The sequence below is a fragment of the Cardinium endosymbiont of Philonthus spinipes genome, assembly GCF_964030745.1.
In the GTDB taxonomy this organism is placed as follows: domain Bacteria; phylum Bacteroidota; class Bacteroidia; order Cytophagales; family Amoebophilaceae; genus Cardinium.
Genome location: NZ_OZ034918.1, coordinates 243805 through 260870, shown reverse-complemented (window position 1 = coordinate 260870; position 17066 = coordinate 243805). Strand labels below are relative to the sequence as shown.

Below are 17066 nucleotides of genomic sequence, written 5' to 3'. Positions count from 1 at the left end.
ACCGAGGGCTTGATTTTTTGTCCACTTTTTTATCAAGAAAAAAGTGGAATACAATTCATTATTAACCAGTGACGTGAATAGATACTTTATAAAAGGTAGGCTGGCAAATGGGAAAAAGTAGGAAACAAAATTATTGAAAATTTGTCGTAATAAATCAGTCCATTATACTTCTCTGTTTACGGTTTCATGTGCCCAACTATCTATCATTCTGGTTTCCTCATTAAAGTTAAGACCTAAAAGTATAAGGGCTTTTTGTCTGAGTAAGTAAGGCTTATAATACCCGGTTGCTTTGATTTGATCTAAGGCCATTTGACCAGTGGATTTATACTTAAGCTCTATAATATAGATGGCTGTGCCTAATTCTAAAACAATATCTGACCTGCCTTGGCTGGAAGCGGATTCACTATACATCTGCATTCTCCTACCACCTAAAAAGCCCAATCCTTGTAGCAGCATATGTAAATTGCTATGGTATTGTTTTTCTTGTTTGGTATCCAGGTAATAAGGAAGTGTAGCAAAAACTGTATTGATGTGATCTATAAAAGTTTCAATTTTTTTAGCAGATAAGGCGTTTCTGATGGTATCTCGTTCTTGAATAAAATAATCCTTTACGCTCTTTTCTAAACTAGACTGTATACTTTTCTGGAAAGACGCTGCTATTTCTTTATTGGGAAATTTTAATCTATATAGACTGGTAGCTTCATTATAATCGTCAATGGTCAGATAGCCGGTTTGAAACATCAGAGACTTTAAGCTAATCTCATTTCTGCTTTCTGTATACATTAACTCTTCTCTGACGGCCTCTATTTGGAAGTTTTCCATATTCATATCAAACCTATCAGGATCTGCTAGCATCTGATTAATGAGTAAGCTTGGACTGCCTGACTCGTACCAGTAGTTGGCTAGTTCGCCAGAGTCTAAAAATCGTAGCGTAGACCACGGATTGTATACACTTAGACCATTCTGATGAAATCTATACCCATTGTAATAAGCTGCAATACGCTGCATTACTTCTGATTCAGTGACTTTTTTGTTTTCTTTTTCGCTCCATTTTTCAGCAATATCTTTCAAATTGTTTGAGAATGTGGTTAGCATTTCTTCTTGCGTGTAACCAAACATAGCATCCGCAGATGCATCAATGGTAATGTCTTTTAAATGATTGGCACCTGAAAACACATCAGATAAACTGAATTTGCTTACCCCAGTGATAAAGGTAAATTGAAAATATTTGTTGAGGGATTTCAAAGTCATAAAGAAATCTTTCATAACCTTTATATTGGATTGCTCTAGATCGGAGCCTTTGGTTAGATGAACAATTGGTGCATCATATTCGTCTATCAATACTACTATTTTAGACTCATAATTACATTGCCTGATCTCTTTCTTGGAGCTAGCGCTGTTTAAGTTTACCAACTGCAAGACTAAATTCTCTAAAGTGTCTTTGATAGTCTGGTCCTCTATTACGAATCCATATAGCCAGGCTATTTTTTTTAGAGCGCTTTTGATCGATTTTTTTAATTCCTCTGGTGTATCATTGGTCAACCTAGACAGGTCCAAATTAATTACTGGATACTTCTTCCATTCATACCCATTTTCCGGTTTACCTATATGATAGTCTTTAAATACTTCTTGTTCACCGTTGCATATGGTAGCTAGTGTGTCGATAAATAAAGACTTGCCAAATCTACGAGGACGGGCTATAAAGATAGGATTCCTCTTTTCAATCAATGCTTGTGCATATCTTGTTTTATCTACGTAGTAGCCTGTTTCAATCACTGATTTAACATCTGAGTAGCCAATCGGCAGTGCATCTATCTTACGCATCATTTTATCTCCTTATATTGATCATTTGTTATAAACCAAACCATACCAAGACGAATATAAGGTAAAATTTAGATGTATGAATTATTAGATCGGTAAGGAAAGTTTTAAACTGGCTAATATTATTTATATCGCTGAAAATAAATTATATATACCATAAATCCACCTAGGTTAACGGCATTGAGTGAACTATATGGCAACAACAGAAAAATAATTTACATGACACTTGGGTGGATAAAGTTCCACAATTTTAAGTTTAAATCTAAATCATTAGAATTAAGCTCGCGCTTTATTAATTTCAATTCTTCTATTTTTTTTGGTATTTTGTCTATTATTTGGTTTATGGTACGCTGCTCTAGAGTTTTATTCAGATTTTCTAGTTTTTCTTGACTATCGCGTTTGGACGAAGCTTCTAAAAATGCCAAGTTTTCTTTTAACTCATCTAGATGCTGCAATATTTCGTTTAATTTTGGCTTTAACTCGGTGGTCAATACGGAAACACTATATGCAGAATTGGATATTTTTGTTTCTATTGCTTCGTTTTTTCTAACTGCAATAGCATCCAGATCCTTATACAGATTACTTAAATCTAATGATTGTTTTTGCGCTTCTATGCTGTCTATCATGTTTTGTAAATGTTCTATATAATATGACTCTAGTTTAGATTGTTGTATTTCCTTTATACACTTTATAACACTATTATACTCAGTTTCTAATGATCGGATTAGGCGCTCAACTGATTTTACTATATCATCCCGTTTGGTGTCCCATTGGTTTATTATTTGCATGGTATCTTGCCCGATAAATGCTCCTTCACCCAGTGAAATATTTTGCTGCTCTGGGACATCATTATTAAAGCTTTCAGAGCAATTAAAAGTATCTTCAGACGCTTCCTCTGAGTTATGCTTAAATGGTTCATTATTAACCGTCCACGGTAAAGATAGGTCGCAGTCTTCATCTGAAAGCCATGCTTGTTGTGCATTTTTACCTTCGAAATGCATTGCAAGCAACTCAACATTTTCGCTATTTTCTTCCCTTAGACTACCACGCTCCTCGTCTTGGACCAGCTCGTTGGGTGGTTTTAATGCAGGAAGGATAATACCTTGCTTAGGCGTACTATGATAGGTGTTACACTGACTAGATGGCAGATCGATATACTGATTTGCGCCATTATTAGACCGCTTAGGTGTAGTCTTTAATAGGCTTACTTCTTGGTTAGATGGTTGATTTATTTCTGATTGTACGTTTTGGCTACAAAATGTTTCGTTGGCCTGTTTCTGCATGTTATCAGAAGGTTCCCCCTCTCCTATGGTGCGTGATTGTGGTATGTCCGTTTGCATTGTTTTTGAAACGCCATTAGCGCATTGAATAGATGTTGCATAAGACATTCTATCTTCGAGTAGATGATTTTCTAATGGAATAAAACAATAATGGTCTTCTTTTTTAATATAACAATAGGGTTTTGAATAGCTATTTAAATCTATAAGTGAATCGCAAGCATATTCAGATTGCAATAGCGATTTCCTAATCTGTCCAGGGAGTATTAAATAATATTTTATGCATACCTGAGATTGATCGGGCCATGGCTCAGATGTTTCTATCAGATGCTTTACCAAATCAACGGGAGAATAACCATCTTTTACCAAAAGAAAACCCACTTGTTCGCCACTTTGAAGTTTCATATCACCCAGATCTAAAGAAAAAGTATGCTTATCGCCAGAACTTGTTCTTTGGCAAACCATAAAGGAAGATGCCCACTTGGATTTTGCATTGGGATTTATAGCATGCTGCTTAAAAGGAATACTGCTAAAGTATTCAGCTGCTATTGCACGCCAATCCCCGACATTTCCAAAATCGATGGATTCCTTATCATGTAAACATAAACGAAACAACGATTGTCTCGATATGTCTTTTTTGTCTTTTATGTCTTTTTTATAAAAAGGTGCAGAGGATACTATACTCCAACAAACCGGATTCGCTCTGTCCAAAATGGTGATACTGCCTACATATCTGGGGAAAGTGTAGGGTATAAATTTACCAGCAGGTGGAACTACTTCGGGCGAAGTATTACTTTTTTTATAACACGCGAGAAACCCTGTTAACAACAGACAACTACCACATACTGCCATTAACAAAATACGGTATAGTAGTTTTCGAACTGAGGAACAGGCAGAAATAGGGGCCTCTATAGGGGGCTTATTATCGCCTACATAGGCTTTGCAAGAGGGAGCATAATCAGTATTCATATCTTCCATTTTTATAAAATCCAAAGGGACAAGAACAAAATAGTCCTTGTTTTTAAATCATAAACTTTTTTGTTTAAAACAACAAATTTTTACACTTATTTAACTATAAAAATGTGATTTTGAACTTAAAACAAAAACAATACAAACTGACTGAAAGATTGTTGCCATTTATAAGACAATCGCTGAAATGGAGGCTATTATCTGAAAAGGTAGGCCACTAGTCTTGACCTAGTGCAGCTTCTACTGCTTCTATTACCTTTGGGGCCAAAGGATCTGTTGCAGAAGAAAACCATGTGATGCATTCACCATTTTTTCCTATCAAGTATTTATGAAAATTCCACTTTGGACGCCCCCATATAGAGACTTGTGTGGCAGCCCATGCATAAAATGGATGGATGGCTTTTCCACGCACAGCTGTTAGCTGTGTAATAGGAAAAGTAACAGAACTACACTTATTTTTTATAGCAGCTGCTATATCACACGCCATATCGACCTCTTGTTTTCCAAAGCTTTGAGAAGACACTCCAAGCACGGTAAAGCCTTGGGCATGGTAACGATCGTGTAGCTTTTGCAATGCATCAAACTGACGGGCAAACCCACAGCGTGAAGCTGTATTCACCACCAATACCACTTGCGCAACACCGCTACCAAGATCAAAAGTAGTACCATCTAATAAGGTAAAGGAAAAATTTGCATGGTTGCTCATAATCAATACTATTGATATAGCCGCTCTTTCATAGAAGCGCAGAATGGATGAAATGGCAAAAAATCAGTTTAAACAAAACTGGCAATAGACTGCGTGCAAAACGTGCTTATGCAGCATTGGCGCTTTGCGAAAGCGCTATTAATTTAAGCTTAATAATATTAAAATGCAATATCATACAACCAATAGATCTCTTTTGAAACTCGATTGCTAAGGGATTAAGTAAATAGATTAAAATCAATAGACAACTGGTCCAGTAATCCAAATAGCTCATTGTTGAGTTCTACACGGTATTGGGTAGAGCGCGTTGGAATGGTAATCTGCGCTTCATGGTCTATAATGGATATCTTAATAAGCGATTTTCCTGGATAACGTTTGATGCAAGCTTCTAATTCGTCCACCAATGGCAGGTTGATTTGGTTCTGTTCCAGCTGCAAATGAACCCCTTTAGCCATTTTTTCGCGCATCTCCTCTAACAGATTAATGGTTTGGGGTTTAAAGGTTTGCATTTCTTGGTTCCCATAACGTGTGGCTACATGGCCTGTCAGAAAGAGTAATTTACCTGCTTCTAATAGATGTTTGTGTTTTAAGTAGTCTTCTCCAAAAAGTGCAAAATTGAGCGACCCATGGTAATCATCTAATGTGAGTAAGGCAAAGGCATTGCCCTTTCCATTTTGCTTAATGGTAACGGCAGTAAGCATACCCGCTATGGTCACTGTTTTTCGACTAGCTGTTAATATATTTTGAGTGGTTACATTGCAAAAGCTTGCGATATCCACCTTAAATGGATCGAGTGGATGGCCAGAAATATAAAAACCAACCAGCTCCTTCTCTATACGCAATTGTTCCAATGGTTCATAAGGCGCACAATCAACCGGTTCTGGCCTTTTAATGGCACTATAGGCCGTTGCTCCAAAGAGTGATTGCATCGCTTCCATCCGCTCTTTTTGCATGCGATTGCGGTATTGTATGACTTTTTCTATAAAACTGCTACCGGCTGCTTCATAAACATATTGCCTTCTATGGAATTCCTTAAAGGTATCAAAAGCACCAGATAAAGCAAGCGCTTCCATGGTTTTCTTGTTGACCGTTTTGAGTTGAACCGACTCGGCAAAATCAAAAATATCTTTAAAAGCACCTTGCTCTGCTCTTGCTGCTATAATAGCGGTAACAGCTGCCTCACCAGCGCCTTTAATGGCACCTAGGCCAAAGCGTATCTCTTTATGGAGACCAGCACTAAAATTAACCTGGCTTTTATTGATATCAGGGCCTAGTACAGAGAGGCCTTGCTGGCGGCTTTCTTCCATAAAGAAAGCGATTTTTTCAATATCACCCTGGTTGTGGGTTAATACAGCAGCCATATATTCGGTAGGATAATGGGCTTTTAAATAAGCAGTTTGGTAGGCAATAAGAGAATAGGCTGCTGCATGGGATCGGTTAAAACCATATTGCGCAAATTTTTCCATAATCTCAAAAACAGCCAATGCTTTTTCTTTAGGAATCTGATGTTTTTGTACTGATCCTGCTATAAAAACATCGCGTTGTCTGGCCATTTCTGCTGCATTTTTTTTACCCATAGCTTTGCGCAACAAATCGGCACCACCTAGGGTATAGCCTGCCATGGCTTGGGCTGTTTGTATGATCTGCTCTTGGTAAATCATAATGCCATAGGTGGGTTTTAGAATAGTCTCTAAAAGGGGATGGGGGTATTCAATGGGCTCTTTGCCATGCTTACGGGCAATAAAATTGGGAATAAACTGCATAGGACCTGGCCTATAGAGCGAATTCATGGCAATAAGCTCTTCCATCGTAGTGGGCTGGAGCTTTATCAGCCATTGGCGCATGCCTTCTGACTCAAACTGAAAAGTTCCTTTGGTATTACCAGATTGGTATAGCTTAAACGTAAGCGGATCGTCTAATGGAATCTGGTCTATATCTATAGTAATGCCTCTATTTTGTTGAATCAATAAGAGGGCATCTTTAATAATACTCAGCGTCTTGAGCCCCAAGAAATCCATTTTCAACATGCCTACACCCTCTAGGACTGATCCATCATATTGGGTAACCAATAAGTCAGAATTTTTATCTGTTTTGACTGGGATATACTCTACAATATCATTGGGTGCAATGATGATGCCTGCGGCATGAATACCCGTATGGCGTACCAGTCCTTCTAAGGTTGCAGCCAGATCTAGTACTTTTCCTTCGGGGGTGGCAATGGCTTTTTTGATCTCAGCCAGTTCTTTTACCTCTTCAAAGGCTTCTGACAGTGTAATGCCTAATTTATCTGGTATCAGCTTGGTGAGGTAGTTGGCTCTGGCCAAGGGAACGCCCAGCACACGTGCCACATCACGTATGGCTGATTTAGCCGCCATGCTGCCAAAGGTAATAATGGAAGCAACTTGGTTTCTACCATATTTTTGAATGACATAATCGATTACTTTTTTACGGCCTTCGTCATCAAAGTCTACATCTATATCAGGCATGGAAACCCGCTCTGGATTCAAAAAGCGTTCAAAAAGCAGATCATAGCGGAGAGGATCTATTTTGGTAATACCTATACAAAAAGCCACTAGTGAACCGGCTACAGAGCCCCGCCCTGGCCCTACAATGACATCCAAGCGCACAGCAGCCTCAATAAAGTCCTGTACAATTAAAAAATAGCCCGCAAAGCCAGTTTGGGCAATAATGGCCAATTCATAGTTCAATCTACTTTCTACTTCCATAGATAGGGCCCCATACTTGGAACGGGCACCAGAAAAAGCCAAATGGGCCAAATATACATTGGGATCTGAAAAGCCATTTGGGAGTTGAAAAATAGGCAGCAGCACATCACGGGTTAAAGAGGGCGTTTCTATCTTTTCTACCAATGCTAGCGTATTGGTAATAGCAGCTGGCACATCTGCAAAAAGCAATGCCATCTCTTCGGGTGACTTTAAAAAGAATTGGTCGTTGCTAAAGCGCATGCGATTGGGATCATTGTAATCTTTCCCGGTCTGCAAACAGAGCAATACATCCTGAGCAAGGCTGTCCTGCTGCGTGGTGTAGTGGACATCATTGGTAGCAATAACTGGCACATGATATTTTTGCGCCCAACGGAGCAATACGGCATTGCAAATTTCTTGCTCCTTGATGCCATGTCTTTGTAGCTCTATATAGTAATCTTCTCCAAATAGCTCTAACCATTCTATAAAAAGTTTTTCTGCAGCTGCCTCACCATGGCGAATAATGGTTTTAGGAATCTCTGCACCTAAGCAACAGGTAGTGGCAATTAAGCCTTCTTTATATTGTTTGAGTAAGGCTTTGTCAATGCGTGGTTTATAATAATACCCCTCTAAGAAACCCAGAGAACAGAGCCTGGTAATATTTCGATAGCCTACCGCATTTTTAGCGAGTAACAACTGGTGGTAACGGGTTTTATCTTTATGGTCATGTCGGTCAGGTGCCATATAAAACTCACATCCTATAATGGGCTTTATTCCTTCTTTAGTGGCTGCAGCAACGAAATGGGGAACCCCAAACATATTGCCATGGTCTGTAATGGCCAGTGCATGCATGCCCAACCGTTTATTGGCCGCTACCAAACGTTCTACTTTGGCTGCACCATCCAATAGGGAATATTCTGTATGGCAATGTAAATGGCAAAAGTTGTGCATTATTTAAGGGGTATGTATATCGACTTTCGAGGTGGTTTTTTCCATAAGTTATTGTTTCTTTAGTCGTAATGACAAATGGATATCCATGACGCATGGTGCAAGATACATAGTTTTATAGATAGAATCCACTCGGAATGTGTTAAGTGATTCGACTTGTTTGATGAGTCAGCCAGTAAAGGCATGGTTAGACAGCTATAGGAGGAACACTACATGTTAGCTGCAGGAAAGAAAAAGGAATGGCTGTAAGCAGTAGGAGGCTATCAAAAAACGGGTGAAAGACGGGATTCGAACCCGCGACCCTTGGTACCACAAACCAATGCTCTAACCAGCTGAGCTACATTCACCATAAAAAGCAAGACCTATATAGCCGTATAGGCTAAACAAGCACCCGATTTTCAAATTTAATCAAAAAAAATAAAAATTTCAAAAAATAGATCTCCTGCTACGTTGCTTATGGTGAGGCAGAATCAGCCATAATGAGCGTAGCCCAAAATGCCAATAGCGCTATATAACAGGCAGGGGCTATAGGGGTATTATACCTGTAAAAAAGGTAGAAACAAATAGCTGTAGCCGATTTCCCAAATAGACTACTGCCCAAGGCGGTAGCCAATCCTATTGTGGTATAGGGGGTTGCTGTAGCCACTTGTTCTTTGGACCAAATGGTTAGAAAGCAGCTAAAGAGTACACCTAAAAAAATCAGCCAACAACGCACTATGGTTACATAAAAGATAGAAGCACCTTCTAATCCTGCAAAGAGGGGAATAATGGATAAGGCCATCAGCCCACTGGCTACTGCCATCAGGTTATTGTGGTCATACTTGTGACCTACTTTAGCGATCCAGCCAATTAATAGTATATCTAATGCCATAAAGATGGGTAGATATTGCATCATAGTGGAATAGGTAATGGTGGTCACCATAGGTACAAAACCATTCATAAATAGAAAAGGGATGGTATAGGCCACGTAACCAAATCCAGTTACTATAGCAATGCGCATAATGGGCCAACGTGATTGCCAAAGTTGTAGCCAGATAGATGGTTGTTGAGGGTGCCAGTCTGCTTCCATTGCTGTTCTGCTGCATCTCAAACAAACTACATTCAATAATGTAGCTAGTGCAGCGATTAAAAAGGGTAGTCGCCAGTATAGAATGGGATTATGGATCGATGTCAAACAAGTACCAACAGCTCCAGCAGATAAAATACCCACCATAGTAGACACCTCATAACTTGCAGAAAGTTTCTTGGCTTGTTGCATCGCCTGTCCTTTAAGGAGGTAAATTTTGGCAATGTTGTGTTCTCCCGCTGCACATGCCTCTGCGCACATCCTAGCGGCCAGCAGCAAGATAATGGTCCATAGCGATCCCTCTGAATAGATGGGTAAGCAACCCATAACCACCAAACTGACGCCCACACCCAAAAGGGTATAGCGCAATGTGACCTTTTCTTTTCTCTTTTGGGCTATTTTGCTAAAAAAAAGGAGTCCAAATGGTTTGGCTATCCAGGAGATTATAAATGGGCTATAGCCCCATATCAACTGAACCACTGGCTCTTTTTGAGGAAAGAAAAGAGGGGCAATAATCGGCACCAAATAACCATATAAGGCATTATCAAAATGAATAAGGCCATTGGCCATTAATATGGATAGTTGTGGCTTACCTACAAATTTTACTTGCATCTATTATGGCATTATACTTTTTTACCAAATAAAAATAGCAAATCTTTCTTAGGATATGAATAAATGATTGGATAACCTGATTTTTGGGCGATAAATGATCTGTTTTCCAGCTAGAAATCCATACACTAAGACCGCTATGTGCGGCTTCAAAACGACATGTGATTTTCTGGCCCGCTTCTAAGCAGCCTCATTCTATGAAGTTTCTTTTTTTGTATAACCCACACTGTTGGGTATAACCCGAGGTGTGGGTGGGGGCTGAAAAACAGCTATTTAAAAAGTTTATTTTACTGAACTGTCAAATTCCTTGACTGGCGGCCAGAATACCCTATTCAATTCAGTTGAATGTCATTGGAATTTTTTGCTTCATGTTTCTTCTTTTGATGTTTTTTTAAACTATCTTGGTTTTTGTAACGCTTCTCGCACCTATCACATCCGAATGGCTTGTCATCCGTGTGGGTTTTTTTATGTCTGTTTAAAGTACTTTGTTGATTAAAGCCTTTCCCACAACTTGCACATTTGTGTGATTTACTATTTTTATGGATTTTTTGATGTGTGTTTAAATTGACTTTTTGGCTACAGCATTTCCCACAAAATTCACATTGGAATGGTTTTGCGCCTGTATGGGTTTTTTCATGTTCTGTTAAATACTGTTTGCGACCAAAGCATTTCCCACAAGTTTCACATTGGTATTGTTTTTCGCCTGTATGGATTTTTTTATGTGTTTGTAAACTACCTTTTTGACTAAAGTATTTCCAACAAGTTTCACATTGGTATTGTTTTTTGTCTCTATGGGTTTTTTTATGTGCCTTATTATGGCTGTGCAAGGCACCCATAATATCATCCTTCGGGTCGAGCTTGTTACTGAATACTGTTTCATTATCTCTGTGCGAGGTAACCATAATATCATCCTCCGGGTCGAGCTTGTTCTTGAATACTGTTTCACATATACAACATCGGGAAGTTGGATTTTCAATTCTTGATGCTTTCCACTCTTCATCGTTCGCACCTAAGCCACCAGATAGCTGGCTGCACCCCATCTGCGTAACTAGCGCAAGTACACCAACTGCTGGCAATATTCCTTTTGAAAAGGCAAAACCCTTGCGGATCGATTTATTTTTTTCTATATTCATAGTTGTAATTGGTTTTCAATTATAGTTTAGTTTAGCATGCGCCCATGCATTAAGAGAACATACCAATGGACGTAGGATGCGCTTAGTGGTAAGTAGGTCACTTAATGTGTGGGCTTTGCTCTTGCAGTAGCTATACTGTTGCAGTACTCCTTAAAGGAGCTGATCTCCAGTGCAATATTACGAAAATATATTACCCATTCCAACATACTTTGTATAAAAGTTGTCTAAACTTTGCTTCATCAGCAGCAGTTAATATAGTTTGCTAACGCTGTGGAATCAAATGAGCTACCCCATTATATGGAGCCTATTCAACCTGTGAATGACGATCTTTTCTTTATGCAAGCAGCGTTAAAGGAAGCAGCACGTGCAGCTGAAGCAGGGGAGGTGCCGGTTGGCGCAGTGGTCGTTGCGGATCGCAAGATTATTGCACGTGGCTATAACCAGGTAGAAAGATTAAAAGACCCTACTGCCCATGCAGAGCTATTGGCTATAACTGCTGCGGCTAACTACTTGAATAGCAAGTACCTGCCTAACTGTACCCTATATGTTACCCTGGAACCCTGTGTCATGTGCAGCGGTGCACTCTACTGGTCTCAAATCAAACGGTTGGTTTTTGGGGCTAGTGATCCTAAAAGAGGCTATCAAACCCTCACTAATGCTGCACTGCACCCACGAACAACAGTCGAGCCCCATATTTTAGCAAAAGAAAGCAACCAGTTGCTGATTTGTTTTTTTAAAAAGTTAAGAAACACTATATTGTAGCACAACAAGCTAACTGGGCTTCTTTTGAAACGTTATATGCCAATGGCAATTTTTGATGCCGAAGCGCGTCCATGCTCCTCAAATACAGCTGAGTGTTCTGTGGTGCTCGACTGCGCTTCTCCTAAAAATTCCTTATTACAAGGAGCTTTCAAAAGCAGGCTATTGTGTCTTTACCTTAAAACTTAGATGCTTATGATTTTTACACTGCCCCCTTTGCCTTATGCCTACAACGCACTAGTACCTAGCATAGATGCCCAAACTATGGAGATCCACCATACCAAACACCATCAAACCTATGTGGATAAACTCAATCAGGCTATAGCGGGCACTGCCATAGCAACTGTAGAAGGAACGGAAATATCGGTATTAACCCACCTCCTAAAAGATATAAGCGCCTACCATATCGTTGTACGGAACAATGCTGGTGGCCACTTTAACCATTTGTTTTTCTGGAATAACCTTGCACCTAATGGTACTCAAGCGGTTGGAGCCAACTTATTGCATGCATTGGAGCAATCATTTGGAAGCTTTGAGGGCTTTAAAGAGGCCTTTACAGCAGCAGCAGTAGCCCATTTTGGTTCTGGATGGGCCTGGTTATCTGTAGCTAAAAAAGATGGTAGTTTATTTATCTCTACAACGACCAATCAAGATAATCCACTGATGAATACCACGCCTGTTCAAGAACAAGGTGTGCCTATTTTAGGATTAGACCTATGGGAACATGCCTATTACCTGCTTTATCAAAATAGACGCTTAGCCTATATAGAAGCCTTTTGGAAAATTGTTGATTGGGAGGCTGTGGAGGGTAGGCGCATAGCAGCAAGACAATAAAAATCTGAATAAGGCCAACGCTACATAATAAAATAACATAAGCACAAATTGTTACAAGCCATCCCTTTGAATGGCAATCATCATTCAGCTCTTTATAGTCTTTTTCAATGCTTTTTTGTAAATTTGCATCTGCGCTTAGCAAAAAAATAGCTGTTCAATTTAAAACCAGATTATGAAACCTAGAGAAAAAAAGTTTGTGCAACACAATGCGCCTCAGTCCATTTTTGTATTAGCTATATTAGTCATATTGGGGTTGATTTTTTATTACAGCAAGGAAAAAAGCAGTATTGCCATTTCTGAAAAACGTTTTGAAGCAATGATGCTGAACCAGGAGGTAAAGTCGGTTACTTTAATCACCAATCAGCACCTAGTGGAGGTAGCGCTTAAAGCGGATGCATTAAAAAAAGAACATTACCAAAAGGAGCTAGCAGGAAGAACTGCTTGGAAAAGTTCCAGTGGGGTGGTCTACACTTTTCGAATACCTAACTTCGATATCTTCGATAAAAAATTCGCAGAAATAGAAGCTAAAATGGACCCCGAAACTAGAATAGGCTATATCTGTGAAGAACGCTCCGAGCCTGCTAGTTTTATCAACTGGTCTTTTTTGCTAACGCTATTCCTTATCTACTGGTTCTTTATTCGTAAACCAGGTAATGGTATGGCAGGGCCTGGCACACAGCTTTTCAATATGAATACCTTAAAAGCAACTATCTTTGATAAAGATAATCAGTTAAAAGTTACATTCCAAGATGTAGCGGGTATGAAAGAGGCGAAAGAAGAGGTAAAAGAGGTGGTAGACTTTTTAAAAATGCCGGAAAAATTTACGATGCTTGGCGGAAAAATTCCTAAAGGTGTGTTGCTGGTAGGTCCTCCAGGAACGGGTAAAACCTTACTGGCTAAAGCGGTGGCTGGCGAAGCAGGTGTACCTGTAATTTGTCTTTCTGGATCAGATTTTGTGGAAATGTTTGTGGGCATAGGTGCGGCGCGTGTGCGTGACCTCTTTAAAAAAGCAAAGGAAAAGGCACCTTGTATTATTTTTATCGATGAAATCGATGCAGTGGGTAGAACACGGGGAAAAGCCAATATGCCTGGCGTCAATGATGAACGTGAAAATACTTTGAACTCTCTTCTGGTAGAGATGGATGGCTTCTCAACCAATTCTGGTGTAATTGTGATCGGTGCCACCAATAGGGCAGAGGTGCTAGATCCTGCTTTGCTTCGCCCAGGTCGGTTTGATAGACAGGTTACCATAGATAATCCAGATGTGGTGGATAGAGAAGCGATTATACGCTGCCACAGCAAAAGGCTCAAGCTAGAACGACATATTCGCATCAAACAACTGGCAGAACAAACCCCCGGGTTTTCTGGAGCCGATCTTTCTAATATGTGTAATGAGGCGGCTTTAATAGCGGCCAGAAAAAACCGAAAGTTTGTAACGATGAGCGACTTTCATGCAGCTATAGATCGAATTATTGGCGGATTAGAGAAGAAAAACAAGCTAATCTCTCCAGAAGAGAAGAAAATCGTAGCCTACCATGAAGCAGGCCATGCGATTGCTGGATGGTTTTTAGAGCATGCCCATCCACTGGTCAAGGTAAGCATTATACCACGTGGTATAGCGGCATTGGGTTATGCACAATATTTACCGAAGGAACAATTTGTTTATCAAGAAAATCAATTGTTGGACGAATTGGCTATGGCACTGGGGGGCAGAGCGGCCGAGGAACTTATTTTTGGAAAAATCTCTACTGGTGCACTAAATGATTTGGAACGTACTACTAAACTGGCCTATAGCATGGTGACCATCTATGGCATGAACCCTAAAGTAGGGCATCTTTCTTTTCACAACTCCAAACAAGCAGACTATACGTTCACAAAGCCTTACTCGGAAAAAACAGCATATACCATAGATGAAGAGGTAAAAGCGATTATAGATCGTGCATATGAACGGGTGAAAGCATTGCTCAAAGAAAAGATTGATAAGCTGACCCTTTTGGCTGAAGCGTTATTGGTTAGAGAAACGATACTGAAATCAGATCTAGAGCGTTTAATAGGGAAACGCTTTGCTAAAGAGGCTAACGAGGTGGCTGTTGAAGATGGGTCGCAAGCGCTACCAAGCGAAGTACAAGCTGATGATGTAGAGGCAACCTCGCCTACATCCAATGATGTAGCTTAAATGTAAGGAAGAGCAAGTGCAAAAAATAGGTGTGCTTATGGGCGGGTTTACCCCCGAACGACATATATCACTAGAAAGTGGTCGGAATGTCTATAGTAAACTGATAACCTCTACCAAGTACGCCCCCCTGCCGCTTTTTTTATCTGGCTCTAAGGAGGCGTATCGTATTTTTACACTGCCTGCTGCGCTGTTGTTAAAAGACAATGCAGATGATATCCATGATGCACTCTTGCATCCAACTATATGGCATAGATCAGAAGCATTAGTAGCCCCTATTAGGGAAGCAGCGGCTTCCATTACAAAATATTATGCAAAAGAAGCTGTTTTTACACCGGAAGAGCTTAACTTTTCTGCCTTACAAGAAAGGGTAGATTTTATCTTTATAGCCTTGCATGGTAGGCCTGGAGAAGATGGCACTTTACAAAAGCTATTAGAGGCCTATGATATACCTTATAATGGATCTGGTATAGCCACTGCTGCTTTGACCATTGATAAGTATGCAACCAATCAATTGTTAGCCCAAAAAGGCTTTCCCATTGCACAACAACTTTTGATTACAAAAAAAGAGTGGACTTATGATCAGCATAGCGTTGTCTCTGCGATAGAGGAGACATTGACCTATCCGATTATTGCCAAGCCAGTAGATGATGGTTGCAGTGCAGGCGTGGTGCGGATCACAGATCAGGCCATGTTGATGGCTTATGCATCGGCCAGTTTTAGAGTCAGATCACTGATTGCTGCTGATTTGATGGAAACATTGGGGTTGCACGCGGCAGACCATATTCCTAGGCAAGAGCGATTTTTGCTAGAAACATTGATCCAAAAAGATGGAGAAAGCCTGGATTGTTTGGAAATCACAACAGGGTTACTAACCCATATAGGTTCTAATGGTGGCACCTTATATGAAGTCTTTGAGCCATCAGAAACGGTAGCAGCGGATGCAATCCTTTCATTAGAAGAAAAATTTTTAGCAGGAGAGGGTCATAATATTACCCCTGCTCGCTTTCATAGCGATCCTAAAGCAGCTGCAAGGATCAGTAGCAGGGTAAAGGAGCAATTGGCAACTATTGCAGAAGTTTTAAACCTACAAGGCTATGCCCGAATAGATGCATTTGTAAAAATCTATGCTGACCAAAAAGTAGCAGTTTGGGTGGTTGAAGTCAATGCGCTACCTGCTATGACACCGGCAACCTGTATTTTTCACCAATCTGCTTTAAATGGCTATACCCCCTTTGATTTTATAGATGCCATTATTCAATATGGATACACCAAAAGAAATTTCGCTGTTTCTGCAGCAGCGTTAACTGCAGATCCATGAACAAAGAAAAGCTAAAAAAGATTGCACAACACATTTTTTACATGTGTTGCTTAAGTATAGCCATGCTATATATATTTTTCTATATGGTATTGCCCTATATTACGCGTCAAGGCAAAATCGTTGAAGTACCTGATCTAACAGGTGTACATTTAGAAGCATTGGATGAAAAGCTGAGCAAAGATCATTTGCGTTACGTTATAACAGACAATAGCGGTTACTCTGAACAGCTTCCTCCTTTTACCGTTTTACAACAATTTCCTGCAGCAGGTGCTTGGGTCAAAGAAAACAGAAAAATCTATTTAACTTTAAATGCAGAACATCCTCCCCTTGTATCTATGCCCAATCTTATTGAGGGGTCTATTAAACAGGCACAACTGCTCCTAAAGAACAAGGGGCTAAAGCTGGGGACCATCAAATATGTTGCCGACATTACAGAATATGCTGTTTTAGAACAATGGCACAATCGCCAACCTATACCTACTGGCAAACTGATTCATAAAGGATCTACTATTGACTTAGTGGTGAGCGCTGGACTAGGTAACCAAATCATTGAGGTGCCCAATGTGGTAGGCATACCTTTAGAGGAAGCTGGTTTAATATTATTAGAACGGGGCATACAGATAGGCGTGCAACATCATGTTACAAAAAAAGATATATCCATTGGTACGGTTACCAAACAAAAACCCGAGGCAGGCAGCAAGGTACCATTAGGCACTACCATGAATCTATGGGTGGTTAAAGGTTAACC

Annotated in this window: 11 protein-coding genes and 1 tRNA gene; 5 read left to right on the top strand and 7 right to left on the bottom strand. The window is 39.9% G+C overall.

The window, feature by feature from the left end:
* Positions 1-162: 162 nt before the first annotated feature.
* From AAHM81_RS01030 to AAHM81_RS01000, 7 genes are all read right to left on the bottom strand, one after another.
* Positions 163-1827 (bottom strand): AAA family ATPase, encoded by a 1665-nt coding sequence (locus tag AAHM81_RS01030; RefSeq protein WP_342265516.1) that lies wholly within the window; start codon positions 1825-1827, stop codon positions 163-165.
* Between the two features lie 209 nt (positions 1828-2036).
* Complete coding sequence (locus AAHM81_RS01025; RefSeq protein WP_342265515.1) at positions 2037-4076, bottom strand: hypothetical protein; 2040 nt, start codon at positions 4074-4076, stop codon at positions 2037-2039.
* Between the two features lie 208 nt (positions 4077-4284).
* Positions 4285-4773 (bottom strand): glutathione peroxidase, encoded by a 489-nt coding sequence (locus AAHM81_RS01020; RefSeq protein WP_342265514.1) that lies wholly within the window; start codon positions 4771-4773, stop codon positions 4285-4287.
* A 215-nt stretch (positions 4774-4988) separates the two neighbouring features.
* Positions 4989-8426: a DNA polymerase III subunit alpha gene (gene dnaE, locus AAHM81_RS01015; RefSeq protein ID WP_342265513.1), complete on the bottom strand. Its 3438-nt coding sequence runs from the start codon at positions 8424-8426 to the stop codon at positions 4989-4991.
* Positions 8427-8695: 269 nt separating this feature from the next.
* A tRNA-His gene (locus AAHM81_RS01010) sits at positions 8696-8771 on the bottom strand.
* 106 nt (positions 8772-8877) lie between these two features.
* Positions 8878-10101 (bottom strand): hypothetical protein, encoded by a 1224-nt coding sequence (locus AAHM81_RS01005; RefSeq protein WP_342265512.1) that lies wholly within the window; start codon positions 10099-10101, stop codon positions 8878-8880.
* Between the two features lie 329 nt (positions 10102-10430).
* Positions 10431-11231 (bottom strand): C2H2-type zinc finger protein, encoded by an 801-nt coding sequence (locus tag AAHM81_RS01000; RefSeq protein ID WP_342265511.1) that lies wholly within the window; start codon positions 11229-11231, stop codon positions 10431-10433.
* A 297-nt stretch (positions 11232-11528) separates the two neighbouring features.
* Between AAHM81_RS01000 and AAHM81_RS00995 the strand changes: the two genes are divergently transcribed.
* The 5 genes from AAHM81_RS00995 (at position 11529) to AAHM81_RS00975 (ending at position 17064) form a co-directional block, all read left to right on the top strand.
* Positions 11529-11993, top strand: a complete 465-nt coding sequence (locus AAHM81_RS00995; RefSeq protein ID WP_342265766.1) for a nucleoside deaminase — start codon at positions 11529-11531, stop codon at positions 11991-11993.
* 192 nt (positions 11994-12185) lie between these two features.
* Positions 12186-12824 (top strand): superoxide dismutase, encoded by a 639-nt coding sequence (locus AAHM81_RS00990; RefSeq protein ID WP_342265510.1) that lies wholly within the window; start codon positions 12186-12188, stop codon positions 12822-12824.
* 172 nt (positions 12825-12996) lie between these two features.
* Positions 12997-15000, top strand: coding sequence for an ATP-dependent zinc metalloprotease FtsH (ftsH, locus tag AAHM81_RS00985; protein ID WP_342265509.1), 2004 nt, complete (start codon positions 12997-12999; stop codon positions 14998-15000).
* 37 nt (positions 15001-15037) lie between these two features.
* Complete coding sequence (locus AAHM81_RS00980) at positions 15038-16318, top strand: hypothetical protein (protein WP_342265508.1); 1281 nt, start codon at positions 15038-15040, stop codon at positions 16316-16318.
* Entirely contained in the window at positions 16315-17064 is a 750-nt protein-coding gene (locus AAHM81_RS00975; protein ID WP_342265507.1) for a PASTA domain-containing protein, read from the top strand. Before AAHM81_RS00980 ends, AAHM81_RS00975 begins: the two co-directional genes overlap by 4 nt.
* Positions 17065-17066 lie beyond the last annotated feature (2 nt).